The following is a 24,089-nucleotide window of genomic DNA, read 5'->3' on the forward strand; positions in this document are numbered from 1 at the left end:
GGAGCCGTCATGTAGCCCAGCATGACGCCGCGCCTCTCCTCTTCCCGGCGAGCAGCCCCCTCCGCACGATGAGCGCCAGCACTCAGGACGCTGCGCCCGCGGCGACGCGGGAGCGGATGCTCGGCCTTTTCGCAGCCATCGCCGCGATCTCGGTCGCCGGCGCCGGATTCGGGCATTCTATTCCGCTCTTCGCGGTGCTGCTCGAGCGCTATGGCGCCTCTGACTTCGTCATCGGAGCGAATACCGGCGTCGGCGCGATCGCCGTCGTCGTCGCAACGCCGCTCTATCCGCGGCTCATCGCGCGCCTCGGGCTCAAGCGCTTCCTGCTTCTGAGCATCGCGGTGATGATCGGGCCCTATCTCGCCATCTACGCGGCGGGCGACTTCATTCCGGCCTGGTATCCTCTGCGCTTCCTCTTCAGCATGGGGGCATCGGGCATGTTCGTGGGCTCCGAGGTCTGGATCAACGGCGCCGCCCCGCCCGAGCGGCGTGGCCAGATGATCGGCATCTACTCGACCTGCCTCGCGCTCGGCTTCGCCCTAGGCCCCCTCATGCTGTCGCGGACAGGCTATGACGGGATCGCGCCCTTCCTCGCGGGGATCGGGATCTTCTCCCTCGCCGCCATCCCGATCCTGCTCGCCCGCGCGCCGCGCGCGCAGCCGGAAGGCTCCGAAATGCGGGTCCTGCCCGTGATGAAGACCGCGCCCGTGACATTCGGCGCGTCATCCGTCTTCGGCGCCGTCGAGAGCGCGACGCTCGTCTTCCTGCCGGTGCTGGCGATCGAGGTCGGATTCGGCGAGCGTGTCGCGGCAGAAGTGGTCACGGCCTACGGGATCGGCCTTCTCGCCCTGCAATATCTGATCGGCCAGGCCGCCGACCGAATCGGCATTCTGCGCATGCTGCTCGGCTGCGCGCTCGGCGCGACGCTGGCGGCCGCCGCCCTGCCGCTGGCGGACGACGCGGTTCCGAGCCTCTTCGTCTGCGTCTTCTTCCTTGGGGGGCTGGTCGGCGGCATCTCGACCACCGGGCTGATCCTGCTCGGCGACCGGTTCCAAGGCCCGCGCCTTACCGCGGCGAGCACGGGCTATGCTCTGGCTTGGGGCCTCGGCGCGATCGTCGGGCCGATGGCCGCGGGCGCGATTCGCGGAACGGCCGGCCATGAAGGCATGACCATCCTGATCGTCGCAATCCTTGCGGCTTATGCGTGCGCGGTTTTCGCGCGGCGCGGAGCGGATCTGCCGTAAGCGGCGCAGGCCGCCGGGGCGAGCGCTTCGGTGAAATCGGCAACGCCGTTGCGCCGGATCAGCCAGCGCGCGGCGCTGTCGGCTGCATCCCAATCGTTCTCGGCGACCGCGCGGGCGACCTTGAGGAGCGTCCGTTCATCGTGGCTGGGCACGATGCCCTCTCCGATCCGCAAGGGGCGGCGCGCATTGCGAGCAAGCGCGCTCGCGGCTCTCGAAAAGGCCCATCCCGCGACACGCCCCTCGGCGCGACCGGGATATTGCGCGAGCGCCTCGGCCGAAGCGCGGCGTTCGGTCTCGTCCGCCGACCAGGCGGCGCGGAGATGGCGAAGCGTCCAGAGGTCGTCTTGGGTGATGCTCATGCCGGAATGATAATCATTCTCATTCCAGCTGCAAGCCCCTCCCGCTTACCGACCCGTCACGAAAAAGGGCCGGCCTGCATGGCGCAGGCCGGCCCTTTTTCCCTCACGGAAGGGGGGCGGTTAAGCCGCCGTCGTCTTGCCTTCCTTGGCATGGTCGGCCTGATATTCGCCGCACCAGTCCTGAGCGCCGACCGTCGGCCATTGGGCCTTGGCGTCCTGCTCTTTCGGCTGCGGGGCGTAGCGGCGGCATTGCGAGCCGTCTTCGTAGAAATGAGCGCAAGTTTGGCAGTGCATATCAGCCTCCGTCGATCGATTACGTGTGTCCAACACCCTCCTACCAATTTGGTTCTGCCCGCTCAACAGCAAAAGGAAACTATGTTTGTTCCTTACTATGAAAGTCGTTCTCAATTACTTTGATAATCATTCGCATCATTTCACAGCCAAGTGAGGTCCGGTTGCGCGTTGACACGCCGCGCCGCGCCGTTATTTTCCCGCGTTCCGATCACCCGAACAGGGACGCCTCGTCATGGCCAAACCGACCACCATCAAGATCCGCCTCAACTCCACGGCGGACACCGGCTACTTCTACGTGACCAAGAAGAACACGCGCACGATGACCGAGAAGATGGTCATGCGGAAATACGATCCGATCGCGCGCAAGCACGTCGACTTCAAGGAAGGCAAGATCAAGTAAGGTCTCGCGTTTCCTCAGGAAAAAGGGCGCCCCTCGGGGCGCCCTTTTCCTTTGCTCGTCGCTTGCCTGAACTTAGTCGAGCTTGCCCCGCCCCCAGCGCTGCGCGGCCTTGGCGATGCGTTCGCCGTAGAGGCGGGCGGTCTTGATATCGCCCTTTGGCGGGTTGTTCGGTCCCGGCTCGGCATTCTCGGACTGCGCCATGGCGCCGAGAAAGCCGCTGACGCGGTTGATGCCGTTGGGGTCGCCGCTGGCCCAGCCCTCCTGCTGGGTCTCGTTGCCCAGCGCATTGGGCACCCAGATCATGCCGTGCTGGCTCGCCAGGATCACGAACTGCTCGAGCGTCTGGACCTTGTCCCCGGACAGGCCGCCGCTATTGGTGAAGCCGCCGGCGACCTTGTCCTTCCACTTCTGGGCGAACCAGGGCTTGGACGTCGCGTCCATGAAGGATTTCATCGGCGCGGAAGCCGAGCCCATATAGGTCGGCGCGCCGAAGATGATGGCGTCGGCATCGTCGAGCCGGTCGAGATCCGCCTCCGCCTCCTGCGCGGTCAGGAACAGGACCTCGGTCCCCTCCACCCCTTGCGCGCCATCGCGCACGGCCTCGGCCTGAAGCTTGGTGTGGCCGTAGCCCGAGTGATAGACGATCGCGACTTTGGTCATGCTGCCTCCTCAAAGCGTCTTCGCCTCCAAGGTCGTCCTTCGGGCGCCACGGACAAGCCGCCAAAGGCGCAAAGCTGCGTTGCGGCGGCGCGCGCCGCCCCCTAGACCCCCCGCATGCAAACCGCCGTCATCGTTCACCCCGCCGCCAATTGCGACAGAGACGCGCAGGTCGCGCTCCGTGCCGCGACCGGCAATGAGCCCGCCATGGTCTGGCATGCCGAGACCGAGCTGCCGCAGGCCGACCTGATCGTCGTCCCCGGCGGCTTTTCCTATGGCGACTACCTGCGCTCCGGCGCCATGGCCGCACGCTCCCCAATCATGGGTGAGGTGGCGAAGCGCGCGGGCGACGGGGTGCCGGTCCTCGGCATCTGCAACGGCTTCCAGATCCTGACCGAGGCGGGGCTCCTGCCCGGCGCGCTCCTGCGCAATGCGCATATCGATTTCGTCTGCGGCATGCGGACGCTGCGGGTCGATTCGACGGACAGCCCCTTCACGAGGGGCTATGAGAGCGGCGCCTATGTCCGCTTCCCGGTCGCCCATCACGACGGCAATTTCGAAGCCGACGAGGAGACACTGAACCGCATCGAGGGCGAGGGGCGCGTCGCCTTCCGCTATGTCGAGAACGTCAACGGTTCGGCCCGCGCCATCGCAGGGGTCCTCAACGAGAAGGGCAATGTGCTCGGCATGATGCCCCATCCCGAAAGGGTCATCTCGCCGCTTCTCGGCGGCGAGGACGGCGCCGTCTTCTTCCGCCAGCTGATCGAGGCGATCCAGTGACGCATTCTCCCGACACCATCGCCGAGCACGGCCTGAAGCCCGAAGAATACGACCGCCTCGTCAGCTCTCTCGGCCGCGAGCCGAACCTCCTCGAGCTCGGCATCTTCTCGGTCATGTGGTCCGAGCACTGCTCGTACAAATCCTCCCGCCGCCATCTCGCCAAGCTGCCGACCAAGGGCGAGCGCGTGATCCACGGTCCCGGCGAGAATGCCGGCGTGGTCGATATCGGCGACGGGCAGGCCGTGATCTTCAAGATGGAGAGCCACAACCACCCCAGCTTCATCGAGCCCTATCAGGGCGCCGCGACGGGCGTGGGCGGCATCATGCGCGACGTCTTCACCATGGGCGCCCGGCCGGTCGCGATGATGAACGCGCTGCGCTTCGGTTCGATCGATCATCCGAAGACCAAGCGCCTCCTGTCCGGCGTCGTGGCCGGGATCGGCGGCTACGGGAACTGCATGGGCGTGCCGACGGTGGGCGGCGAGACGAATTTCGACCCCGCCTATGACGACAACATCCTCGTCAATGCCATGTGCGTCGGCATCGCCGATCAGGACAAGATCTTCCTGTCGGCGGCCGAAGGCGCGGGCAATCCCGTCGTCTATGTCGGCTCCAAGACCGGGCGCGACGGCATTCACGGGGCGACCATGGCCTCGGCCGAATTCGACGAGGCCTCCGAAGAGAAGCGCCCCACCGTGCAGGTCGGGGACCCCTTCACCGAGAAGCTGCTCCTCGAAGCCTGCCTCGAACTGATGGCGAAGGACGCGATCCTCGCCATCCAGGATATGGGGGCCGCCGGCCTCACATCCTCCTCTGTCGAGATGGCCGCCGGCGGCATCGCGGCGGGCGCTGGCGGGTTCGACATGAACCTCGACAACGTGCCCCAGCGCGAAGAGGGCATGACCCCTTACGAAATGATGCTGTCGGAGAGCCAGGAGCGCATGCTCATGGTCCTCAAGCCCGGCCGCGAGGACGAGGCGCGCGCGATCTTCGACAAGTGGGGCGTCGATTTCGCCGTGATCGGCGAGACGACCGATAGCGGCAAGCTCGTCATCCGCCATGGCGGCGAGGTGGTCGCGGACCTGCCTGTCGGACCGCTCGCCGACGAGGCGCCGAACTATGACCGGGCGCATACCGCCCTGCCCGACGTGCCGGCGCTCGAAGACCCCAAGGTCGTCGTGCGCGAGGCCGAGGTCCGGCTGACGCTCAAGGACGGCGATCTCGACGCCGTCACCTCCGCCCTGATCGAGGAGACGCTGGCGGGCCGCGCCGATGTCGCTGGCATCGGCATCACCGAGGGCAAGCGGCAGGTGACCATCCTCGCCCGCGCCAGCATCGACGCCGCCTCGGACGTCTTCGACGCCTTCCTGTCGGCCGCGCGGAACCTCGGCGAGACGGGCGTGGCCGAGGTCGAGACCGAGGAAGAGGAGACCACCGTCAGCCTCGCCGACACACCTTCCGGCGATACGATGCTGACCGCCCTCGCCCGCATGATGGCGCTGCCCGACCTCTGCTCGCGCGCCTGGATCTGGTCGCAATACGATCACACGGTCATGGGCGACACGGTGCAGGGCCCCGGCGGCGATGCGGCGCTGGTGCGCGTGCACGGCACGGACAAGGCGCTGGCGATCTCGACCGACGTCACCCCGCGCTACTGCCTCGCCGATCCGCGCATGGGCGGAAAGCAGGCCGTCGCCGAAAGCTATCGCAATCTCTGCGCGGTCGGCGCCGAGCCGCTGGCGATCACAAACTGCCTGAACTTCGCCAATCCCGAAAAGCCCGAGATCATGGCGCAGTTCGTCGGCTGCCTCGAAGGCATGGCCGAGGCCTGCGAAGCGCTGTCCACCCCTGTCGTGTCGGGCAATGTCTCGCTCTACAACGAGACGAGCGGCAAGGGCATTCCGCCGACGCCCGCAATCGGCGCGGTCGGCCTCCTTCAGGACGCCAAGGCGAGCGCCCGGATGGACGGCGCGCGGGCGGGCGATGCGCTGATCGCGCTCGGCGTCACCCGCGGCTGGCTCGGCCAGTCGCTCTATCTGCGCGACCTCTTCGCCCTGACAGAAGGCGCGCCGCCGCCCGTCGACCTCGCCGCCGAGCGCAAGGCGGGCGAGCTCGTGCGCAAGCTGATCGGCACGAGCCCGGTCACGGCCGTGCACGATGTCTCCGATGGCGGCATCCTCGTCGCAGCGGCGGAAATGGCGCTTGGCTGCGGCGAAGGCCTCGCCCTGACGACGCCGGTCAAGGAGCGCAGAGCGGCCTATTGGTTCGGCGAGGATCAGGGGCGTTACCTCATCGCCGTGCCGGCCGCAGAGGCCGACAATGTCGTCCTGAAATGCGCCATGGGCGGCGTGCAGGCGAGCCGCCTCGGCGTCTTCGGCGGCGACGCCATCGTGCTCGACGGAAGAGACCGGCTCGACCTCCTCACCCTGCACCGCCTCCACGAAGACACCCTGCCCTCTCTGTTCGAGACGACCGAGGAAACCGAACCCATGCCCATGGCCGCCGACGACATCCGCACGCTGATCCTGGACGCAATGCCCGATGCCGAAGTCGAGATCACCGATCTCGCCGGCGACGGTGACCACTATAAGGCGCGCATCGTCTCCTCCGCCTTTGACGGGCTGAACCGCGTGCAGCAGCACCAGCTCGTCTACAAGGCGCTGAAGGGCCGGATGGGCGGCGAATTGCACGCCCTCGCGCTGGAGACCGCGCCCAAGGACTGAGGCCCGTGACGGAAGCGTCCAGCCTCGGCTTCGGGGCCTCCGGGCCCTGGGCCATGCCTTGGTTTTCCGAGGCGAAGGCGCAGCGCGTACTCGAAGCGGCACTCGGCGCGGGCATCCGGCATCTCGACACGAGCCCGTCCTATGCGGGCGGTGCGGCAGAGGCCCGGCTCGGCCGCCTGCTAACGCGGCTGGAGGCCGAGGGCAGCGCGGCGAGGAGCGCGCTCTGCATCAGCAGCAAGGCGGGCTCCTTTCCTGCGGGGGACGGGAAGATCGCCAAGGACTTCTCGCCCGCTCGCCTGCGGCGGCAGGTGGAGGAGACATTGGCCTATCTGGGCATATCCGCCCTCGACATCCTCTATCTGCACGGCCCGGATGAGCGCCAGATCGATGAATGCCTGCCTCTTCTATGCGAGATGAAGGATCAGGGCCTCATCCGCGCCATCGGCAGCTGCAGCGACGGCAGGCAGCTGGCGCATGCCGCGGGAACCGGCGGCATTGACTGGCTGATGGCGCCTTATAACGTGCTGCGTCAGCACAATGGCGTGGCGCTGAGGGCGGGGCAGCGGCAGGGCAAGAAGATCGCCATCGTCGCGCCCCTGGCGCAGGGCCTCTGGCGGCGGGACATCCTGCTACCCCGGACGCCTTCTGGTGCCTGGTACGCCGCGCGGGCCTTCCTGAAGAACAGGGACGAGCTGCGCATGGCGCGGCGGGCGAAATGGCTGCACGAGGAGTCCGGATGGACGCCCGCGGCCCTCGCCCTCGCCTTCGTCCGCGAAAGCCTGTCGCCCGACCTGATCCTGACCACGACGACGAAAGCGCGGCACATCCGGGCATCCGCCGAGGCGGCGGCCCGCCCGCTGCCGGATGCGCTGAAGGCGAAGCTTCAGGGCTTGATGGTCTCGTAGAAGAGCCTGTCGCCGCGCTGCACGAGGATCTGGACGGGGCCGGACCGCACCTCGCGCAGGCGCGCCAGCTGATCGGCCACGGCGCCCGGGTCGCGCGCCTCGTTCCATCCCACTTCCAGGATGACGTCCCCTGGCCGCAAGGCGCTGCTGAGCGCGCTTTGCGGATCGACCGAGGTGACGACGACGCCTTCGACATCCTCCGGCAGGCCGTAGGCGGCCCGCACTTCGCGCGTGGCGGCCTGAAGGGTCAGGCCCGCAGCGGCGACGGCGGGCGCCCCGAGAGCCGCGGCCAGGGCGGTTTCCCGCCGCGCCAGCGTCACTTCGAGCGGGAGGCGCCGGCCTTCGCGCAGCACCAGCAACGGGACGGTCTCCCCGACGGCCGTGTCGGCGACCGCCCGCGTCAGGTCGCGCCGCTCCCGGATCTCCTTGCCGCCGAAGCGCAGGATCACGTCATCGGCGCGCAGCCCCGCCTCCGCAGCCGGAGAATTCGCGCGGGCGCGCACGACGACCGCACCGTCCCGGCTGGCAAGATCCAGACGGCGCTGCGTATCGCGCGTCACCTCGTCCAGCGTCACGCCGAGAAAGCCGCGCTGCGTCTCGCCATAGCGGATGAGCTGGCGCACCACGCTCTGGGCGAGATTGCCCGGCACGGCGAAGCCGACGCCGACCGAGCCGCCGGTCTGGCTGAAGATGACGGTGTTCACCCCGATGACCCGGCCGTCCATGTCGAAGAGGGGCCCCCCCGAATTGCCCCTGTTGATGGCGGCATCGGTCTGGATGAAGTCGTCATAGAGGCCGGAGTCGATGTCGCGGTTCTGCGCCGAGATGATACCGGCGCTGACCGACCCGCCAAGGCCGAAGGGGTTGCCGATGGCGACGACCCAGTCGCCCACCCGCGGCTCGTCGCTGTCGCCGAAGCGGACATGGGGAAATTTCTCGTCCGCTTCGATCTGCAGCACGGCGAGATCGGTCTCCCGGTCGGCGGCGCGCAGGCGGGCTGGATATTCTGTTCCATCGGCCAGGATGACGAGAATCTCGTCGGCCTCCGCGATAACGTGGTTGTTCGTCACCACGATGCCGCTCTCGTCGACGATGAAGCCCGATCCGAGCGAGACCGCCTGGCCGTCGCTTCCGCCCGGCAGCGCGGTCTGCGAGGTCGAGATGTTCACCACCGCCGGCATGACGCGCTCGACGAGGTCGGCGAAGCTGTCGGGAGCGCCCCGCGCCAGAGCCGGAGCGGGCGCGGCGAGAAGAGCAGCGGCGACAAGCAGCGTGGCGATCAGGATGCGCATCGGAAATATCCAGAAAAAGAGTATCCGAAGCGTAGAGGCAAACCAGCCGGCGGCAAAGAGGCGCGAAGGCCGCAGCGAGTGTTCCGCCGCGGCCTCCGTTCAGGTCGAGCCCGGAGGCAATGCCCTCAGGCGGCGTCCTCCACCGCTTCGGACCAGGCACCCTGCTGGGCGAGCCCGTTCATCTTGGCGCGGTGGTCGAAGGCCCGCTGCGCCGCGGCGACATTGCCTGCCTGCCCTTTCCACGCATCGAGCGCGGAGGCCTGGAGCGCCCGGCCATAGGAGAAGGAGAGCGACCAGGGCATCTCGTCCTTGTACATCTTGTTCATCGTATTGAGGTTCTCGGTCGCCTCGCGCTCGGACTGGCCGCCCGAGAGGAAGACGATGCCGGGCACCGCCGCAGGCACGGTCTCGCGGAAGCACTTCACCGTCTTCTCCGCGATTTCCTCGCTCGTTGCCTGCGTCTTGGCCTTCTTGCCGGGGACGATCATGTTCGGCTTGAGGATCGTGCCTTCGAGGGCGACGCGCTGGATGAAGAGTTCATCGTAGAGAAGCCGCAGGCCCGCCGCCGTCACCTCGAAGCAGCGGTCGATGTCGTGGTCGCCGTCCATCAGGACTTCCGGCTCGACGATCGGAACGATATTGGCTTCCTGGCACAGCGCCGCATAGCGGCCGAGCGCATGCATATTGGTGCGCAGGCAGTCGGCCGAAGGAATGGTGACGTCGCCGTCCCGGCCGATATCGATCACCGCCCGCCATTTGGCGAAACGCGCGCCGAGTTCGTAATATTCGGCGAGCCGCTCGCGCAGGCCGTCGAGCCCCTCGGTCACCTTCTCGCCCGGCGCGAAGGGCAGCGGTTTGGCGCCCTTGTCGACCTTGATGCCGGGGATCGAGCCCGCATCGGTGATCAGCTTTGTCAGCGGCGTGCCGTCGGCGGCCTTCTGGCGGATCGTCTCGTCGAACAGGATGACGCCTGAAATATGCTCGCGCATGGCGGTCTCTGTGCGGAAGAGCAGCTCGCGATAGTCGCGGCGATTGTCCTCCGTGCTCTCGACCGAGATGGAGTCGAAGCGCTTCTTGATCGTGCCGGTCGATTCGTCCGCAGCGAGGATTCCCTTGCCGGGAGCAACCATGGCGCGGGCGACCGCGTTGAGGTCGTCCAGATTGCGTTCCGCCATTCTATTCGTTTCCTTCCTCAATTCCGGCTCAAGGCCGCGACGCCCGGAAGCGTCTTCCCCTCCATCCATTCAAGGAACGCGCCCCCTGCGGTGGAGATGTATGTGAAATCGTCGGCCACGCCGGCCATGTTGAGCGCCGCGACCGTGTCCCCGCCGCCGGCGACGGAGGTCAGCTGGCCCTCCTTCGTCAGCTTCGCGGCATAGCGGGCCAGTTCGACCGTCGCCGTATGGAAGGGCGGCGTCTCGAAGGCGCCAAGGGGCCCGTTCCAGATCAGCGTCTTGCAGCCCTCCAGCGCCTCGGCATAGGCATCGACGCTGTCGGGGCCGAGATCGAGGATCATCTCGCCCGGCTTCACCGCATCGGCCGCGCGCACCGCCGTATCGGCATTCGCCTCGAACTTGGCGGCGACCACCACGTCGCGCGGCAGGATGATCTCGCAGCCCTGCGCGCCGGCCCGCGACAGGATCTCCTTGGCCGTGGGCACGAGATCGGGCTCGGCGAGGCTCTTGCCGACATCTTCGCCCATGGCGAGGAGGAAGGTGTTCGCCATGCCGCCGCCGACGATGATCTTGTCGGCTTTGCCGAGAAGGTTCGTCAGCACGTCGAGTTTGGTCGAGACCTTGGCGCCGCCGACAATGGCCATGACCGGGCGCTCGGGCGCGGCCAGCGCCGCATTGAGGTAGTCGAGCTCGCGCTGCATGGCGCGCCCCGCTGCGGCGGGGACGAGCTGCGCGAGGAATTCGGTCGAGGCATGCGCCCGGTGCGCCGCCGAGAAGGCGTCGTTGACATAGGCATCGGCATTCATCGCCAGCGCCTTGGCATAGACCTCGTCATTGGCCTCTTCGGCGGCGTGGAAGCGCGTGTTCTCGAGGAGGAGGACATCGCCCGGCTGCATCGCCGCGACGGCGTCGTTCGCAGGCTCTCCGACCGAGTCGGCCGCGAAGCCGACCTGCCGGCCCAGCACCTCTGAGAAGGCTTCCGCGACCGGGCGCAGCGACATCGTCTCGTCGCGCTGCCCCTTGGGCCGCCCGAAATGGCTGAGCAGGATGACCTTCGCCCCCTTCTCGCTCAGCTCACGGACAGTCGGCACGGCCCGCTCGAGCCGCGTCGCATCGGAGACCTCGCCGTCCCTGACCGGGACGTTGAAGTCCACGCGCACCATGACCCTCTTGCCGGAGAGGTCGCCGAGATCGTCGATCGTATTGAAGCCGGCCATAATCGCCTCTTTTCAGTCTCGTTCCTGGGCGCCCGGCATCGGGGACCTTTCAGCCGGCCGCCTCGTCGGGATCGCAACGGGTGAACACCGCCGAGCGTGTTCCCTCCTCCGCCAGAAGGGCATCGGGAGAGAGCGTGTAGGTCACTTCGCGCTCATAGGGCATGCCTTCGCCCTCGCACCGCATGCCGACGCGAAAGCGGACATTGGCTTCGAGCACGCGGACCGATTGCAGGTCGCATGCATTCTCGTAGCCCGTGAAGCGCTCGGCGGTGATCTCCACCGGCGCTTCGGGCGCGGTGCCGGGGCTAAGGGCGCAATTCGTGCCCTCTCCCGCCCAAAGCCCCTGGAAGGGATGAACGCCTGGGGCGGGACGCGTCTGGGCCATGGGCGCTCGCGGTGCCCCGGCCTCCTCCGAGGGCACTGTCTCCTCCCCGCCCCCGCAGGCGGCGAGAAGGAGGAGAACCGGAAGCGCGCGCCGCATGCCGCCCTCTTTAAAGGAACTTCGCCATGACGAGGGCCGTGTCCGCCATGCGGGTCGAGAAGCCCCATTCATTGTCGTACCAGCTCAGGACACGGACCAGATTGCCGTCCACGATCTGCGTCTGCGCCGTCGCGAAGGTCGACGAATGGCTGTCATGGTTGAAGTCCGAGCTGACCAGCTTCTCATCGGTATAGCCGAGGACGCCCTTGAGCTCGCCGTCAGCGGCCTTGCGGATCGCGTCATTGACCGCCTCGACGCTCGCTTCGCGCTGCGGCTGGAAGACGAGGTCGATCATCGACACGTTCGGCGTCGGCACGCGCACGGCAGAGCCGTCGAGCTTGCCGTTGAGATCGGGCAGGACGAGGCCCACCGCCTTGGCCGCGCCGGTCGAGGTCGGGATCATGTTGCTGGCCGCCGCGCGGGCCCGGTAGAGATCCTTGTGCAGCGTATCCAGCGTCGGCTGGTCACCCGTATAGGAATGGATCGTCGTCATGTAGCCGCGCTCGATGCCGAAGGCTTCGTGCAGGACCTTGGCGACGGGGGCGAGGCAGTTCGTCGTGCAGGATGCGTTGGAGACGATCGTGTCCTCGGCCGTCAGCGCATCGTGGTTGACGCCATAGACCACCGTCTTCTCGTTCAGCGCCTTGGAGAGGGGCGCAGAGACGAGGACGCGCTTCGCGCCCGCTTCGAGATGGGCCTTCGCCTTGGCCGGATCGGTGAAGATGCCGGTGCATTCGAAGACGATGTCCACGCCCCGCTCGCCCCAGCGCAGGGCCGAAGGGTCGCGCTCGGCGGTGACGTCGATCGTCTTGCCGTTGACGCGCAGGTTCTCGCCCTCGACCGAGACGTCCGCATTCAGGCGGCCATGCACGCTGTCATATTTGAGCAGATGCGCATTGGTCTCGACCGGGCCGAGATCGTTGATCGCGACCACTTCGATATCGCTGCGGTCATGCTCGATCATGGAACGGAGCGCGAGGCGTCCGATCCGTCCGAACCCGTTAATGCCGACTTTCAGAGCCATGATGCTTCCTCCTTAACCGATCAGCGCGCGGACCTTGTCGGCCGCCGCCTCTGCCGTGATGCCGAAATGCTCGTAGAGCGCTTTGTAGGGGCCGGACGCGCCGAAGCCGGTCATGCCGACGAAATCGCCGCGCGTGCCGCCCGCATGCAGGATCGCGTCCCAGCCCTGGCGGATCGCCGCCTCGATGCCGACCCGCGGCACGTCACCGAGCACCTTGGCGATGTAGTCCGCGTCCTGCTCGGCGAAGAGCTCGAAGCAGGGCATGGAGACGACGCGCGTCGCGATGCCGTCCTTTTCGAGCAGCGCCTGCGCCTCGAGCGCGATGTCCACTTCCGAGCCGGTGGCGAACAGCGTCGCCTTCGCGTCTTCCGCCTCGCGCAGGACATAGCCGCCGCGCTTCGTTTCGTTCTCGGACGCGTCATCGCGCACGGGACCGATATTCTGGCGCGTCAGCGCGAGGACCGAGGGCCCTTCGGTGCGCGACAGGGCGCAGGCCCAGGCCTCGGCCGTCTCGACCGCGTCGCCGGGACGGAAGACGGCGAGGTTCGGGATCGCCCGCAGGCTCGCCAGCGTCTCGACCGGCTGGTGGGTCGGCCCGTCCTCGCCGAGGCCGATGGAGTCGTGGGTCAGCACGTAGACGACCCGCACGCCCATCAGCGCGGCGAGGCGTGCGGCCGGCCGCAGATAGTCCGCGAAGACCAGGAAGGTGCCGCCATAGGGGATGACCCCGCCATGAAGCGCGATGCCGTTCATCGCCGCGGCCATGCCGTGCTCGCGGATGCCGTAATGGACGTAGCGCCCGGCGTAATCCTCGGAGGAGAAGACGCCGAGATCTTCCGTGCGGGTATTGTTCGAGCCGGTCAGGTCGGCCGAGCCGCCGAGCGTGGTCTCGATCGCCGCATTGATGACCTTGAGCGCGTTCTCGGACGCCTTGCGGGTGGCCACCGCGCCGCCCTCTGCGGCGAGGTCCTTCGCATGGTCCTTGAGCGCCTCGATGGCCTTGGCGGGATCACCCTTGAGGCAGTCGCGGAACGCCGCACCGTTCTCCGCAGCGTCGACCCGCTTCTCCCAGGCCTCGCGGTCCGCGGCGCCGCGGCTGCCGGCCTCGCGCCACGCCTTTTCGACCTCATCGGGAACGACGAAGGGTTCGGCGGTCCAGCCGAGGCTCTTGCGCGCGGCGGCGATGTCTTCCTCGCCCAGAGGCGCACCATGCGCCTTGGCCGTGCCGGCCTTGACGGCCGCGCCCTTGCCGATGGTCGTCTTGCAGGCGATCAGGACCGGGCGGTCGGAGGTCTTGGCCTCTTCGAGAGCGGCATCGACCGCCTCGGGGTCATGGCCGTCGCAGGCCAGCGTCTTCCAGCCCGACGCCTCGAAGCGCTTGCGCTGGTCGGTCGAGTCCGACAGCGAGATCTTGCCGTCGATGGAAATGCCGTTGTCGTCCCAGAGGACGCAGAGCTTGCGCAGCTTGAGATGGCCTGCGAGCGCGATCGCTTCCTGGCTGATGCCTTCCATCAGGCAGCCATCGCCCGCGATGGCCCAGGTGCGGTGATCGACCACGTCGTCGCCGAAGCGGGCATTGAGATGCGCCTCGGCCATCGCCATGCCGACGGCGTTGCCGAGGCCCTGGCCGAGCGGACCGGTCGTCGTCTCGATCCCCGGCGCATGGCCGTATTCGGGATGGCCCGCCGTCTTGGACGACAGCTGACGGAAATTCTTGAGGTCGTCCATCTCCATGCCCGGATAGCCGAGCAGGTAGAGCAGGCTGTAGATCAGCATGGAGCCGTGGCCGGCCGACAGCACGAAGCGGTCGCGATCGGGCCAGTCGGGCGCCTGCGCGTCGAACTTCATGTGGCGCGTGAAGAGGACGGTCGCCGCATCGGCCATGCCCATCGGCATGCCGGGGTGGCCGGACTGCGCCTTCTCCACCGCATCCATGGACAAGACCGCGATAGCTGCCGCCTGTGAGCGCAATTGTTCGATATCCACCAGAGAATTCCTTGCGAGTCTGTCAGGTCCGTGATTGCACTTGAGGCCGCCCCAGGGTCAAGGCTGGCGCGCTGCGAGTGCGAGTGTGCGTCGCGCGGACTTGATGACCGGCAGCTCGATCATCTTGCCGTCGAGAAGCGCGACGCCGTCCTCCGCCTGCTCGAAGGCTTCGACCACGCGCTGCGCCCGCGCGACCTCGTCCTGCGTGGGCGAGAGCGCCGTGTGGATCGGCGCGAGCTGGGCGGGATGGATCGCGCTGCGGGCATGGATGCCCAGCGCCTTGGCCCGCCGCGTCTCGGCCTCGAGGCCGTCGGGGTCCTTCACGTCGAGATAGGGAACGTCGAAGAGCACCTTGCGCGCCGCCCCGAAGGCCAGTGCGCAGCGCGAGCGGCCGTAAAGATGCGCCTCCCAGGAGAGGTCGCAGCCGATATCGGCGGCGAGGTCGATCGCGCCGTAAATGCCGCCGATCACGGCCTCATGGTCGGCCAGAGCATCCGCCGCCTGGATCGCGCGCGCTGATTCGAGCACGGGGATCAGCGCGTCCTTGCCATAGGCTGCCCGGACCCTGTCGAGGTCGGCGGGACCGGTCGGCTTGGGGATCATCACGAAGGCGATCCCTTCTGCGCCCTTCAGCGCATCCAGATCCGCCTCGCCTGCCTCCGAGCCGACGGCATTGACCCGCAGGCCGACACTGGCAGGACCCTCGCGCCGCGCCAGGAAGGCCAGCGTCTCCTCGCGCGCCTTCGCCTTGCCCTGCGGGGCGACGGCGTCTTCGAGGTCGATGCAGACGAGATCGGCGCCTGCCGCCGCCGCCTTCTCGAAGCGGTCGGGCCGGGCGCCGGGCACGAAGAGCAGGGAACGCCAAAGCTGCGGGTCGGTCATGAAGCCTCTCGTCTCTGCGCGGCTTCGGGTTAGGTTCGTCACGGCGTCCCGTCAAACGCCTCTCGCGGCTTGTCCGCGGGCGCGGCGCGGGCGACGATGAGAAGAGGAGGTGGGCATGAAGCCTTTCACGTTTCAGACCGTGCCGGATATCCGCTTCGGCGTCGGGGCGACCGCGACGCTGCCCGACATGCTGCGCGGGCGCGGCGCGAAGCGGGTGCTGCTGGTTACCGACAAGGGCATCAGGGGTGCGGGGCTCCTGGCGCCGGTCGAGGAAGCGCTGAGCGGCGCCGGGCTGTCCGTCACCGTCTTCGACGAAGTGGTCGCCGATCCGCCCGAGGACATGGTCCTGCGCTGCGGCGAGGCGGCGAAGGACAAGGATGCCGTGATCGGCCTCGGCGGCGGCAGCCCGCTCGACACGGCGAAGCTCGCGGCGCTTCTCGCCAAGGGCCAGCAGCCGCTCTCCGAAATGTACGGCGTAGACCAGGTTCGCGCGGAGCGCCTGCCCCTCATCCTCATCCCGACCACTGCCGGCACGGGGTCCGAGGTCACGCCGATCGCCATCGTCACGACCGGCGAGACCACCAAGTCCGGCGTCGTCTCCCCCGCCCTCTATGCCGACGCGGCCCTTCTCGACCCCGCCCTCACGCGCGGCCTGCCCGCCGAGGTGACGGCGGCGACGGGAGTGGACGCCATGGTCCACGCGATCGAGGCCTATACGACCGCGCACAAGAAGAACCCGGTTTCCGACGCGCTGGCGCGCGAGGCGCTGCGCCTCCTCTCGGTCCATGTGCGCGGCGCCTTCGAGGACGGCAACAACGACGATCACAGGGGCGGCGCCATGCTGGGCGCCATGCTGGCGGGCCAGGCCTTCGCCAATGCGCCCGTCGCCGCCGTCCACGCCCTCGCCTATCCCTTGGGCGGCCGCTTCCACCTGCCCCACGGGCTGACCAACAGCCTCGTCCTGCCCCATGTCCTGCGCTTCAACCTGCCCGCCGCAGCGCCGCTCTATGCCGAGCTGGCAGAGGACGTCGCGGGCCATGCGGAAGGTTCGGTCGAGGCGCGGGCCGAGGCCTTCGTCGGCGCGATGGAGGACATCTGCGAGGCGGTCGGCATGCGGCGGCGCCTTCGCGAATTCGGCATCAGCCACAATCACCTGCCGGACCTCGCCGAGGACGCGATGCTTCAGACGCGCCTGTTGCAGAACAATCCGCGCGAAGTGACACTGGAAGATGCGAGGGGGATCTATGAGCGCGCGTGGTGAGCCCAGGGACGCCTTCGCCCGCTTCGTCCCGATCCAGACCCGCTGGTCGGACAATGACGTCTACGGCCACGTCAACAATGTCGCCTATTACGGCTTTTTCGACACGGCGGTGAACAAGCTGCTGATCGAGGAATGCGGCCTCGACATCCATGGCGGGGAGGTGATCGGCCTCGTCGTCGAGACCGGCTGCCGCTATCACGCGGCGCTCGCCTATCCCGAGCCCGTCGAGGTCGGCATCGCGGTCGAGCGGCTGGGCAATTCGTCCGTCACCTACAGGCTCGGCGTCTTCGCGGAGGGCGCTGAACGCTCGGCCGCGGACGGACGGTTCGTGCACGTCTATGTCGACCGCGACACCCGGCGGCCGGTGCCGCTGCCCGGGGACATGCGGGCGGGGCTTGAGCCGCTCTTGCGGGACTGACCGTCAGCCCTCCTCTCCCTCGCTTGCGAAGCTGAACACTTCTCCGATCGGCAGGCGGAAGGCCTCGGCGATCAGGAAGGCCGTCTCCAGCGAGGGTGCGTAGCGGTTCTTCTCGATCGCCGCGATGGTCTGGCGGGTGACGCCGGCCCTCTCCGCCAGCTCGGCCTGGGTCATCTCGCCTGCATGGAAGCGCAGCTCGCGCACGCGGTTGCGCAGGCGGCTCTTGCCGCCCTTCACGCGCTCATCCGGTAGAGCGCCAGCATGACCAGGCCGCTGACGATCTCGATCCCGAGAATGGCGAGGAAGATGACGTTCGCCAGAAGGGCGTTCCCCGACATCATCGCCAGCCCCAGAAGCGCGAAGGCCAACGCCAGATAGAGGAAGCCGCGAACGAACTGCGCGCGCAGGGCGATCCTGTGGTCGCGCTCGTCCACCTTGGTCCGTCCGCGCCCGACCAGCGCGGCGAGAGCGGCCCCGATGGCTGTCAGCACCGTGATGGCGAAGACGGCCAGGAAGATGCTGCCGCCCGCAGGCTGCGTAAGGCCGCCGCTCGAGGAAAGCTGCCAGGCGAACCAGCCGCCGACAGCGGCCAGGACCAGCACGACGGCGCCGGTGATGCGTTCTCTCTCGGTCATCGGATCTCTCCCTTGATGAAGGAGATGTACGATGATCCTGACCTGATGCAAGTATTTTTTACATCGTGACCGGTATTCTTGCCTCAGGCTTGCCGGTTCAGAGGACGGGCGCGAGCAGCCGGGCGGCTCTCACGGCGAGCTTGAAGAAGACCGAGCGCTGCTGATAATCGCGCTCGTCATGCTCGCGGCTGCCGTTGAAATCGCGCAGGAACATGCCCTCGACATTCCGGGCGAAGCCGCGATCCGCGACGATCACCATGGCCTCGAAATTCAGACGGAAGCTGCGATTGTCCATGTTCGCCGTGCCGACCATTGCGAGGTCGTCGTCGATCAGCAGCGCCTTTCTGTGCATGAAGCCGCGCGTGTAGCGATAGGCGCGCAGGCCCGCCCGCTCGGCTTCTTCCAGGAAGTCGAACCCTGCGAGCCAGACCGGAAGGTGGTCGGGGCGGTGCGGCACGATCACGCGCACATCGACGCCGCGCAGGACCGCGAGCTTGAGGGCCGACATCACGGCGAGATCGGGCACGAAATAGGGGCTGACGATCCATAGGCGCTCCTTCGCCGCGTTGATGGCGGCGACGAACATCAGCATTCCGGTCTCGAGGTCGTCGGCCGGACCGGTCGGCAGGAAGGCGGCGATCTGGTCGCCCCGGGTCGCGGGCCGCGCGTCCCAGTCGAGCTCCAGCACCTCGCCCGCCGCGAACTGCCAGTCCTGCGAGAAGGCGAGCTGCGCGGCCTGCACGAGCGGCCCTTCGAGCCGCATATGCGCATCGGCCCAGGGGCCGAATTTCGGGTCCTCGCCGACATATTCGACGCCGACATTGTTGCCGCCGACAAAGGCTACGCGTCCGTCCGCCACCACCGTCTTCCGGTGATTGCGGAAATTGACCTCGAAGCGCCCCCGGATCGGACGGCGGCGGCCGAAGCCGGCCACTTTCACGCCGGCTTCCCTGAAGCTGCGGAAATAAGCGCCGGGCGTGCTGATCGAGCCGATCTCGTCATAAAGAAGATAGCACCGCACGCCCCGCTCCACGGCGGAGGCCATGCGGTCGCGCAGCGTCCGGCCGAGCCGGTCGTCGCGGAAGATGTAGAACTGGACGAGGACATAGGACCGCGCCGCGTCGATCGCCGAGAAGATTTCCTCGAACGTCTCCTCGCCGTCCTCCAGCAGTGCCACGTGGTTGCCGCGCGTATAGCCCGCGCCGCCGATATCCTCAGCCACTTCCAGCTCTCGGGCGGCATGGCGCGCGCCCTGCCCCTCATATTCGAGGAAGGTGGAGACCTCCTGCTTCCGCGTCACCTCGGCCTGCGCGGCCCTGATGGCGGCATAGCCGATATGCTTGCGCCGCCCGAAGACGAGATAGAGCGGGATCGAAGCGTAAGGCAGCGCGAAAAGCGCCATCAGCCAGGCAAGCGTGCCCTGGGCGGTGCGATTGGCCATGATCGAATGGATCGCGCAGGCCACGGCCCCAGCGTAGAACGCGGCATCGAGCCAGAAGAAGATATCCGTTCCGCCCATGAACATGCCCTTGCGAGGATCGCGCCGGGCTAGGCCGCTTCGCGGGTCACGTCAGCCCGGATGGGCAGGTGATCCGATGCGATGCGGGCGAGCGGCGTGTTGTGGACCCGCGCTTCGACCCGCAACTGTCCGCAGGAATAGAGGCGGTCGAGCCGGGCGATCGGCCGGATCGCGGGGAAGGTCCGGCCGGGTGCGTATTCGTTCAGGAGCCCTGCGAGAGGCTCGAGCCCCCGGCCCGCCCGCGGCCACTCATTGAGGTCGCCGCAAAGGAGAAGCGGCATCTGCGCCCTGTCGGCATATTCGGCCAGCGTCTCCGCCTGGTGGCGGCGCCACTTCCTCGTGAGCGCCAGATGCGCGCCGATCACGATCAGCGGCCCCGCCTCCAGCTCGACCACGACGGAGACGGCGCCTCTGGGTTCGAGATAGGGCAGATCCAGCCGTTTCGCCTTGAGGACCGGCAGGTCCTTGCGGACCAGGATCGCATTGCCGTGCCAGCCAATGCTGTCCGGCCGGATCGAGAGTTCGGCGGGGCGGTAGTCGCTCAGGCGCGTGATCATTTCGGGCGGCAGCGCCGAGGCGCGCGGACCGAAACGCCGATCGGCCTCCTGCAGCACGACGACATCCGCACCGATCTCGGAGATGACGGCCATTGTCCGCTCCGGCTTGCGCCGGAAATCATGTCCGATGGCTTTCTGGATGTTGTAGGAGGCGATGCGCAGCATCCGCTCGGCTTACTCGCCTCGGGAGCGGCGGAAAACCCGTTCGGCACTTGCGCGCACCCCTGCCCGCTCCTAACTTCCGTGAGCTGCCCGGTGCGTCAGGACGGATTTCCCCGGGGCCTTACATTATCGTTCGGGAACCGCCTCTGGTCTGGACCGTGGTCCGTTTCACGTGGTGCCCACCTGGTCTTTCGGGTCCAGGGCGAAACAGTGTCCAACGGCCGGCGCGGCAATTCCCATTCCCATGCGGATGAAAGAAAGGCTTCGGCCTCATGGCCGGACCGCCTACATTGAGAGCATGCTGGCTCCTCTGCCCATCCTCGACTGGAAAGACCTCTTCCGCAGGCGCGCGAAGAAGGCGCGGGCCCGCGCCGCCGCCGCGCAACCCCAGGCCGCCCGCTTCGCCGCCGGCCATTTCATGTCGGCCATCGCGCCGAAGGCGGGGCAGACGGTCGCGCTCTATTCGCCGAAGGGCGACGAGCTCGATACCGGCCCTCTCGCCAAGGCGCTCGCCGAAGAAGGCGTCGCCGTCGCGCTTCCCGTCGTGACGGGCAAGACCGCGCCGCTGACCTTCCGCCTGTTCGAGATCGACCGGCCCCTCGTCGAAGGGCCTTATGGCATATTGGAGCCGGACGAGAACGCCGCGGAGGTGCGGCCGGATATCGTGGTGACGCCGCTTCTTGCCGCCCGCAAGGCCGATGGTGCGCGCCTCGGAATGGGCGGCGGCCATTACGACCGGACGCTGGAGGCGCTGCGCGCAGGGCCGCCTGGCGTGACGGCGGTGGGATACGGGTATGGCGATCAGCTGACGGAGCGGTTCCCCGTCGCCCCGCACGACCAGTTCCTCGACTGGTTCGTGTCCGAGCGCGGTGCGCTTCATTTCACGCCGCGCCGCTAGGCGCAGCGCCGGCTGCGAAACGTCGAGACCGGCCAGAAGGCTTCCGCGCAGGAGGAAGGCCGGAAGTTCAGAAGGATCGGCTGCCGCTTCGCTGGCGGAAGCCGGGCAATGGGACCGCCGTCGTCAGACCCGTTCCAGCGCCGGCTTGCGCGTGCGCAGCCACTCGCGGGCCTGCTTCTGCGCTTCGGCGATCTCGCGCGCGGACATCTCCAGCGTGAGCTGCTGGCGATAGACGCGTGCTTCCTGATTGCCCTGGAGCGCAGCCAGGTTGAACCATTTGTGCGCGCTGACGAGGCAGCTTTCCGCCGCTGCGCCCGGCGTCGAGGCCATCAGGCCCAGGCGGTACATTTCTTCGGCGGTCGGCAGGCGCTCGGCGCCTTCCAGGCTGGCATGGTCGAGGGATACAGACATTGTTCACTCCTGTTACTGCTTTGGTCACTGTCCGGCTCTGCCGGTTAACCTTGAAACGATAGTGACCATCCTGCGGTGAACATGAAGTAAAACGCACTTTAACTGTTCGGTGACCTGCCTTTAACCAGCCATTTACTATAACGGGAGGCGCCGACCGCTTCAGCCGCGGCCTTGCGGCGTGCAGAACCGGCGGTAGAGCGCCGGATCGTCGAGCGGCGTGATGCCCCAGACCGTGCGCCGCCAGCCGGTCTTCCGGAAGGGATGCCGCCAGGGCGCGTCCACCATCACCGTCTCGGGGTCGTCATAGGCGAAGGCGAACACCTCGAAGAGCGGCACGCCGCCGGCCATGTCCTCGGACCAGACATAGAAGCAGGGGCGGCCCGAGCCGTCCGTCGGGTTCATGAAGGGCATGAGGTTGAGACTGCGCACCTGCGCGCCCGGAAAGGCCGCGACGACGTTTCCGGCCGTGTTCTCCTCGCGCACGAGGTAGATGCTGTCTTCCGGCGTCACCTCGGCCAGCCTCTCCATCAGGTCGCCATAAGGTACGAAGCGGCGGCACTCGTCGCAGAAGGGCGGCCCGGCCACGGCGAGGCCGAGAAAGCGCAGGACCGTGAACAGGACGGCGAAGCCGAGCGCCCATCGCAGGTAGAGCCGCCTGCCCCGCTCGCCCCCTGCCCGCAGGAGCGCCGTCGTCGCCCCTGCATAAGCCGGCAGCAGCGCGGGGATGACATAGCGCTCGGAGATCGAGCCGACGCCGAAACCCACGGCGAGGAGGAGGAAACAAAGCGCGATGCCGCTCGTCAGCAGGAGGAGGCGTTCTTCCGCCATGAGGGGAAGCGATCGCGCCCGGCGCCGGAGCCATGCCGCGGCGAGCGTCCAGGGCAGGAAGAAGCTGACGGTGGCCACGATCAGCGCGCCGATCCCTTCGCCGAGCCGCGACAGGCGCGCGCCTTCGAGGCCGAGCGTGCCCGACAGCGTCGCCTGATAGGCCTCGGAGCGGCCGAGCAGCCAGACCGCGTGCGGCAGGACGATCGGCAGCGCGATCAGCGGCACGAGCAGGATGCGAGGGTTCAGGACGGCGCTGCGCGTCTCGCGCAGCGCTGCCGCCGCGACCAGGAAGGGCACGGCGAAGAGCGCGAAATTGTATTTGGTGAGCACACCGATGCCGCAGACGGCGCCGAAGAGGAGATAGGACCATGCCGTCCTTGCACGGGCCAGGCGAAGGCCTGCCCACATCCCCGCGCAAGTGGCCGCCACCAGAAGCGCCGAATGGGTGAAGGCCTGATGGTAGTTCCAGCCGATCTGGTAGAGGAGCACCGCGCCGAGGCCCGTCGCCGCGGCATCGCCGCGCCCCGCATGACGCTCGACGGCCTTGTAGAGGCAGCCCGCCGCAACGATCAGTGCAGCGTATTTCAGCACAAGGAAGGATGCGATCCCGCCGCCCGTGACCTGGTGCAGCAGGGTGATGATCCACTCGAAGAGCGGCGGGTTGTCGGCCTGATAGCCCCACTGCCATTTCTGGGTGAAGAGGTTCGTCTTGGCGTCGTCCATGGCGAGCCAGCTGCCCGCGAAGAGGCGGATGCCGGCATTGACGAGCGCATAGACGGCGACGATCCCGAGAACGGCAAAAAGCGTTCCTTGCGCTCCGCCGCGGCCCTGCGCAGCTTCATCCGGGCGCGGAGCGGTCATCGGCTTTTCCCGCCCTTCCCGTCTCTCCTCTCCGGCAGGAGCGGCAGGCCCGCCTCCCGCTTCGCCTCGATCTCCGCGATGGTCGCGGCGGCGCGCGCCAGGCGCTCCGGCGTGACGGGATGGGTGGCCGCCACCGAGATGCTGGCCGGGCTCTCCCGGCTGAACGTGTCGTAGACTTCGGCCGCGGCGGACAGATCGCCTCCCGCCCGGGCGAAGAGGTAGAGGCCGACATAATCCGCTTCCGCCTCGAAGGACTCTGACCATGGCGCGACCAGACCGAGCGCCCGCCCGGCCAGCGAGCGGTCGAAGGGGCGGCCGATCACGCCGGCGACGCGGTCCGTCAGGCTGCCGAGCGCATAGAGGACCGGCCCCGTCACGACGCCGCCCGTGAGGACGGCATTGCGGACATATTTGCGCGGATGCTCCAGCGCGACATGGGCGAGTTCATGGGCGATCACGGCCTGCAGCGCCTCGTCCGACAAAGAGCGGATGAGGCCGGTATAGATCGTGATCCCGCTGACCGCATCGGCGTTGATCGCCTGGCTCGTGCCGATCTTCACCGCCACGTCGCAGGCTCGCGCGCCTTCGAGGCGATAGGTCTCGCCGGCGACTGTCAGCGTCGCCTCGCGCTCTTCCTCCAGCGCGTCGCGCAGCGCCTTCGCGGCCTTTCCCGGATCGTCCTCCGCCTCGCCGTTCACGGCATCGACGAAGCCGCCGGAGGGTAGGCCCGCTTGCGCGGCTGGACTTCCGGCCATGACGTGCAGGACGCGCAGGCCCTCGGCGATCCCGATCTCTTCGAGCCGGTCCTCGTCGATCCCTCCCGCCATGCGGGCGAGGAGCGGACGGTCGGCGAGAACGAGCCCCGCGCGCGGCGCCGTGTCGGGACAGAGCTCAACATTCGCCGTCAGCACCGGCCAGGCGAGGTCGTAGACCCGCGCGCGGCGGGCCAGCGCCGTCTCCATCGCATCCTCGACCACACGCTCCCGCTCTGACGCCAGGAGCGCCGAATCGAGCGAAGGCAGGCGGTGATCCGGCGTCGCGCAGCTCGCGAACAGGAGGAGAACAAAAAGGATGCGAAGCCCGGCGCCCATGGCTACATGCTAGAGCCGCTCCCGCTTCT

Annotated in this window: 25 protein-coding genes and 1 other RNA gene; 9 read left to right on the forward strand and 17 right to left on the reverse strand. The window is 67.8% G+C overall.

Going from position 1 to position 24,089, the window contains the following annotated elements:
- Nucleotides 1–68 precede the first annotated feature (68 nt).
- Nucleotides 69–1,244: an MFS transporter gene (locus IE88_RS0100620; protein ID WP_081871316.1), complete on the forward strand. Its 1,176-nt coding sequence runs from the start codon at nucleotides 69–71 to the stop codon at nucleotides 1,242–1,244.
- On the opposite strand, the gene IE88_RS0100625 is transcribed toward IE88_RS0100620, so the two are convergent.
- Together IE88_RS0100625 and IE88_RS18455 are read right to left on the reverse strand one after the other, a co-directional pair.
- Nucleotides 1,199–1,603 carry a hypothetical protein gene (locus IE88_RS0100625; protein ID WP_031549027.1) on the reverse strand — a complete coding sequence of 135 codons (405 nt, stop codon included), beginning with the start codon at nucleotides 1,601–1,603 and terminating at the stop codon, nucleotides 1,199–1,201. The genes IE88_RS0100620 and IE88_RS0100625 overlap by 46 nt on opposite strands.
- A 120-nt stretch (nucleotides 1,604–1,723) precedes the next feature.
- The gene (locus IE88_RS18455; protein WP_202900383.1) at nucleotides 1,724–1,897 is read right to left on the reverse strand and encodes a hypothetical protein; all 174 of its coding nucleotides are present in this window, start codon (nucleotides 1,895–1,897) and stop codon (nucleotides 1,724–1,726) included.
- A 232-nt stretch (nucleotides 1,898–2,129) separates the two neighbouring features.
- Here IE88_RS18455 and rpmG point away from each other — a divergent pair, with 232 nt between their 5' ends.
- The gene (gene rpmG / locus IE88_RS0100635; RefSeq protein WP_031549029.1) at nucleotides 2,130–2,297 is read left to right on the forward strand and encodes a 50S ribosomal protein L33; all 168 of its coding nucleotides are present in this window, start codon (nucleotides 2,130–2,132) and stop codon (nucleotides 2,295–2,297) included.
- A gap of 72 nt (nucleotides 2,298–2,369) precedes the next feature.
- On the opposite strand, the gene IE88_RS0100640 is transcribed toward rpmG, so the two are convergent.
- Nucleotides 2,370–2,957, reverse strand: coding sequence for a flavodoxin family protein (locus tag IE88_RS0100640; protein WP_031549032.1), 588 nt, complete (start codon nucleotides 2,955–2,957; stop codon nucleotides 2,370–2,372).
- A gap of 114 nt (nucleotides 2,958–3,071) precedes the next feature.
- On the opposite strand from IE88_RS0100640, the gene purQ reads away from it, so the two are divergent.
- Genes purQ through IE88_RS0100665 form a run of 3 tightly spaced genes read left to right on the forward strand, consistent with a single transcriptional unit; the run spans nucleotide 3,072 to nucleotide 7,362 of the window.
- Nucleotides 3,072–3,734 carry a phosphoribosylformylglycinamidine synthase subunit PurQ gene (purQ, locus tag IE88_RS0100645; RefSeq protein ID WP_031549034.1) on the forward strand — a complete coding sequence of 221 codons (663 nt, stop codon included), beginning with the start codon at nucleotides 3,072–3,074 and terminating at the stop codon, nucleotides 3,732–3,734.
- Nucleotides 3,731–6,457 carry a phosphoribosylformylglycinamidine synthase subunit PurL gene (gene purL, locus IE88_RS18785; protein WP_162178271.1) on the forward strand — a complete coding sequence of 909 codons (2,727 nt, stop codon included), beginning with the start codon at nucleotides 3,731–3,733 and terminating at the stop codon, nucleotides 6,455–6,457. The genes purQ and purL overlap by 4 nt, the downstream gene beginning before the upstream one ends.
- Nucleotides 6,458–6,462: 5 nt before the next feature.
- A complete protein-coding gene (locus tag IE88_RS0100665) occupies nucleotides 6,463–7,362 on the forward strand; it encodes an aldo/keto reductase (protein ID WP_031549037.1) in 900 nt (299 codons plus the stop codon).
- Here IE88_RS0100665 and IE88_RS0100670 read toward each other — a convergent pair.
- The 7 genes from IE88_RS0100670 to IE88_RS0100700 all read right to left on the reverse strand — a co-directional run bounded on the left by IE88_RS0100670 (nucleotide 7,341) and on the right by IE88_RS0100700 (nucleotide 15,419).
- Nucleotides 7,341–8,654, reverse strand: coding sequence for a Do family serine endopeptidase (locus tag IE88_RS0100670; RefSeq protein WP_031549040.1), 1,314 nt, complete (start codon nucleotides 8,652–8,654; stop codon nucleotides 7,341–7,343). The genes IE88_RS0100665 and IE88_RS0100670 overlap by 22 nt on opposite strands.
- Before the next feature lie 125 nt (nucleotides 8,655–8,779).
- On the reverse strand, nucleotides 8,780–9,829 hold the full coding sequence (locus IE88_RS0100675; RefSeq protein ID WP_031549043.1) for a class I fructose-bisphosphate aldolase: 1,050 nt from the start codon (nucleotides 9,827–9,829) through the stop codon (nucleotides 8,780–8,782).
- A 17-nt stretch (nucleotides 9,830–9,846) separates the two neighbouring features.
- Complete coding sequence (locus IE88_RS0100680; protein ID WP_031549046.1) at nucleotides 9,847–11,046, reverse strand: phosphoglycerate kinase; 1,200 nt, start codon at nucleotides 11,044–11,046, stop codon at nucleotides 9,847–9,849.
- A gap of 49 nt (nucleotides 11,047–11,095) precedes the next feature.
- Entirely contained in the window at nucleotides 11,096–11,527 is a 432-nt protein-coding gene (locus IE88_RS0100685) for a hypothetical protein (protein ID WP_031549049.1), read from the reverse strand.
- A gap of 10 nt (nucleotides 11,528–11,537) precedes the next feature.
- Nucleotides 11,538–12,551, reverse strand: coding sequence for a type I glyceraldehyde-3-phosphate dehydrogenase (gene gap / locus IE88_RS0100690; RefSeq protein ID WP_031549052.1), 1,014 nt, complete (start codon nucleotides 12,549–12,551; stop codon nucleotides 11,538–11,540).
- 12 nt (nucleotides 12,552–12,563) lie between these two features.
- Nucleotides 12,564–14,540: a transketolase gene (gene tkt, locus IE88_RS0100695; protein WP_031549055.1), complete on the reverse strand. Its 1,977-nt coding sequence runs from the start codon at nucleotides 14,538–14,540 to the stop codon at nucleotides 12,564–12,566.
- Nucleotides 14,541–14,594: 54 nt separating this feature from the next.
- The gene (locus tag IE88_RS0100700; protein ID WP_031549058.1) at nucleotides 14,595–15,419 is read right to left on the reverse strand and encodes an HpcH/HpaI aldolase/citrate lyase family protein; all 825 of its coding nucleotides are present in this window, start codon (nucleotides 15,417–15,419) and stop codon (nucleotides 14,595–14,597) included.
- 115 nt (nucleotides 15,420–15,534) lie between these two features.
- Here IE88_RS0100700 and IE88_RS0100705 point away from each other — a divergent pair, with 115 nt between their 5' ends.
- Together IE88_RS0100705 and IE88_RS0100710 are read left to right on the forward strand one after the other, a co-directional pair.
- The gene (locus tag IE88_RS0100705; protein ID WP_031549061.1) at nucleotides 15,535–16,680 is read left to right on the forward strand and encodes an iron-containing alcohol dehydrogenase; all 1,146 of its coding nucleotides are present in this window, start codon (nucleotides 15,535–15,537) and stop codon (nucleotides 16,678–16,680) included.
- The gene (locus IE88_RS0100710; protein ID WP_031549064.1) at nucleotides 16,664–17,098 is read left to right on the forward strand and encodes an acyl-CoA thioesterase; all 435 of its coding nucleotides are present in this window, start codon (nucleotides 16,664–16,666) and stop codon (nucleotides 17,096–17,098) included. The genes IE88_RS0100705 and IE88_RS0100710 overlap by 17 nt, the downstream gene beginning before the upstream one ends.
- Nucleotides 17,099–17,101: 3 nt before the next feature.
- Here the strand turns inward: IE88_RS0100710 and IE88_RS0100715 are convergent, their stop codons facing one another.
- The 4 genes from IE88_RS0100715 to IE88_RS0100730 form a co-directional block, all read right to left on the reverse strand.
- Entirely contained in the window at nucleotides 17,102–17,335 is a 234-nt protein-coding gene (locus IE88_RS0100715) for a helix-turn-helix transcriptional regulator (RefSeq protein ID WP_031549067.1), read from the reverse strand.
- On the reverse strand, nucleotides 17,332–17,733 hold the full coding sequence (locus IE88_RS0100720) for a hypothetical protein (protein ID WP_031549070.1): 402 nt from the start codon (nucleotides 17,731–17,733) through the stop codon (nucleotides 17,332–17,334). Before IE88_RS0100720 ends, IE88_RS0100715 begins: the two co-directional genes overlap by 4 nt.
- Before the next feature lie 97 nt (nucleotides 17,734–17,830).
- Nucleotides 17,831–19,252 carry a cardiolipin synthase gene (cls, locus tag IE88_RS0100725; protein ID WP_162178272.1) on the reverse strand — a complete coding sequence of 474 codons (1,422 nt, stop codon included), beginning with the start codon at nucleotides 19,250–19,252 and terminating at the stop codon, nucleotides 17,831–17,833.
- A 29-nt stretch (nucleotides 19,253–19,281) separates the two neighbouring features.
- Nucleotides 19,282–19,974, reverse strand: a complete 693-nt coding sequence (locus IE88_RS0100730; RefSeq protein WP_031549075.1) for an endonuclease/exonuclease/phosphatase family protein — start codon at nucleotides 19,972–19,974, stop codon at nucleotides 19,282–19,284.
- 77 nt (nucleotides 19,975–20,051) lie between these two features.
- On the opposite strand from IE88_RS0100730, the gene ssrS reads away from it, so the two are divergent.
- Both ssrS and IE88_RS0100735 read left to right on the forward strand, forming a co-directional pair.
- Nucleotides 20,052–20,208: non-coding RNA, 6S RNA (gene ssrS, locus IE88_RS17725), on the forward strand.
- A gap of 61 nt (nucleotides 20,209–20,269) precedes the next feature.
- Complete coding sequence (locus IE88_RS0100735; protein ID WP_031549078.1) at nucleotides 20,270–20,869, forward strand: 5-formyltetrahydrofolate cyclo-ligase; 600 nt, start codon at nucleotides 20,270–20,272, stop codon at nucleotides 20,867–20,869.
- A gap of 123 nt (nucleotides 20,870–20,992) precedes the next feature.
- On the opposite strand, the gene IE88_RS0100740 is transcribed toward IE88_RS0100735, so the two are convergent.
- The 3 genes from IE88_RS0100740 to IE88_RS0100750 form a co-directional block, all read right to left on the reverse strand.
- Nucleotides 20,993–21,280, reverse strand: a complete 288-nt coding sequence (locus IE88_RS0100740; protein WP_031549081.1) for a hypothetical protein — start codon at nucleotides 21,278–21,280, stop codon at nucleotides 20,993–20,995.
- Between the two features lie 159 nt (nucleotides 21,281–21,439).
- Complete coding sequence (locus tag IE88_RS0100745; protein WP_031549084.1) at nucleotides 21,440–22,969, reverse strand: glycosyltransferase family 39 protein; 1,530 nt, start codon at nucleotides 22,967–22,969, stop codon at nucleotides 21,440–21,442.
- The gene (locus tag IE88_RS0100750; RefSeq protein ID WP_031549086.1) at nucleotides 22,966–24,060 is read right to left on the reverse strand and encodes a M48 family metalloprotease; all 1,095 of its coding nucleotides are present in this window, start codon (nucleotides 24,058–24,060) and stop codon (nucleotides 22,966–22,968) included. Before IE88_RS0100750 ends, IE88_RS0100745 begins: the two co-directional genes overlap by 4 nt.
- Nucleotides 24,061–24,089: the final 29 nt, after the last annotated feature.

It is taken from the genome of Parvularcula oceani, from assembly GCF_000733125.1.
In the GTDB taxonomy this organism is placed as follows: Bacteria; Pseudomonadota; Alphaproteobacteria; order Caulobacterales; family Parvularculaceae; genus Parvularcula; species Parvularcula oceani.

Bases quoted from the DNA above. Each gene is read 5' to 3' on its own strand.
- IE88_RS0100620 (WP_081871316.1), top strand. From the start codon at position 69: ATGAGCGCCAGCACTCAGGACGCTGCGCCCGCGGCGACGCGGGAGCGG.
- IE88_RS0100625 (WP_031549027.1), bottom strand. From the start codon at position 1,603: ATGAGCATCACCCAAGACGACCTCTGGACGCTTCGCCATCTCCGCGCC.
- IE88_RS18455 (WP_202900383.1), bottom strand. From the start codon at position 1,897: ATGCACTGCCAAACTTGCGCTCATTTCTACGAAGACGGCTCGCAATGC.
- rpmG (WP_031549029.1), top strand. From the start codon at position 2,130: ATGGCCAAACCGACCACCATCAAGATCCGCCTCAACTCCACGGCGGAC.
- IE88_RS0100640 (WP_031549032.1), bottom strand. From the start codon at position 2,957: ATGACCAAAGTCGCGATCGTCTATCACTCGGGCTACGGCCACACCAAG.
- purQ (WP_031549034.1), top strand. From the start codon at position 3,072: ATGCAAACCGCCGTCATCGTTCACCCCGCCGCCAATTGCGACAGAGAC.
- IE88_RS0100670 (WP_031549040.1), bottom strand. From the start codon at position 8,654: ATGCGCATCCTGATCGCCACGCTGCTTGTCGCCGCTGCTCTTCTCGCC.
- IE88_RS0100675 (WP_031549043.1), bottom strand. From the start codon at position 9,829: ATGGCGGAACGCAATCTGGACGACCTCAACGCGGTCGCCCGCGCCATG.
- IE88_RS0100680 (WP_031549046.1), bottom strand. From the start codon at position 11,046: ATGGCCGGCTTCAATACGATCGACGATCTCGGCGACCTCTCCGGCAAG.
- IE88_RS0100685 (WP_031549049.1), bottom strand. From the start codon at position 11,527: ATGCGGCGCGCGCTTCCGGTTCTCCTCCTTCTCGCCGCCTGCGGGGGC.
- gap (WP_031549052.1), bottom strand. From the start codon at position 12,551: ATGGCTCTGAAAGTCGGCATTAACGGGTTCGGACGGATCGGACGCCTC.
- IE88_RS0100700 (WP_031549058.1), bottom strand. From the start codon at position 15,419: ATGACCGACCCGCAGCTTTGGCGTTCCCTGCTCTTCGTGCCCGGCGCC.
- IE88_RS0100705 (WP_031549061.1), top strand. From the start codon at position 15,535: ATGAAGCCTTTCACGTTTCAGACCGTGCCGGATATCCGCTTCGGCGTC.
- IE88_RS0100710 (WP_031549064.1), top strand. From the start codon at position 16,664: ATGAGCGCGCGTGGTGAGCCCAGGGACGCCTTCGCCCGCTTCGTCCCG.
- IE88_RS0100720 (WP_031549070.1), bottom strand. From the start codon at position 17,733: ATGACCGAGAGAGAACGCATCACCGGCGCCGTCGTGCTGGTCCTGGCC.
- cls (WP_162178272.1), bottom strand. From the start codon at position 19,252: ATGGGCGGAACGGATATCTTCTTCTGGCTCGATGCCGCGTTCTACGCT.
- IE88_RS0100730 (WP_031549075.1), bottom strand. From the start codon at position 19,974: ATGCTGCGCATCGCCTCCTACAACATCCAGAAAGCCATCGGACATGAT.
- IE88_RS0100735 (WP_031549078.1), top strand. From the start codon at position 20,270: ATGCTGGCTCCTCTGCCCATCCTCGACTGGAAAGACCTCTTCCGCAGG.
- IE88_RS0100740 (WP_031549081.1), bottom strand. From the start codon at position 21,280: ATGTCTGTATCCCTCGACCATGCCAGCCTGGAAGGCGCCGAGCGCCTG.
- IE88_RS0100745 (WP_031549084.1), bottom strand. From the start codon at position 22,969: ATGACCGCTCCGCGCCCGGATGAAGCTGCGCAGGGCCGCGGCGGAGCG.
- IE88_RS0100750 (WP_031549086.1), bottom strand. From the start codon at position 24,060: ATGGGCGCCGGGCTTCGCATCCTTTTTGTTCTCCTCCTGTTCGCGAGC.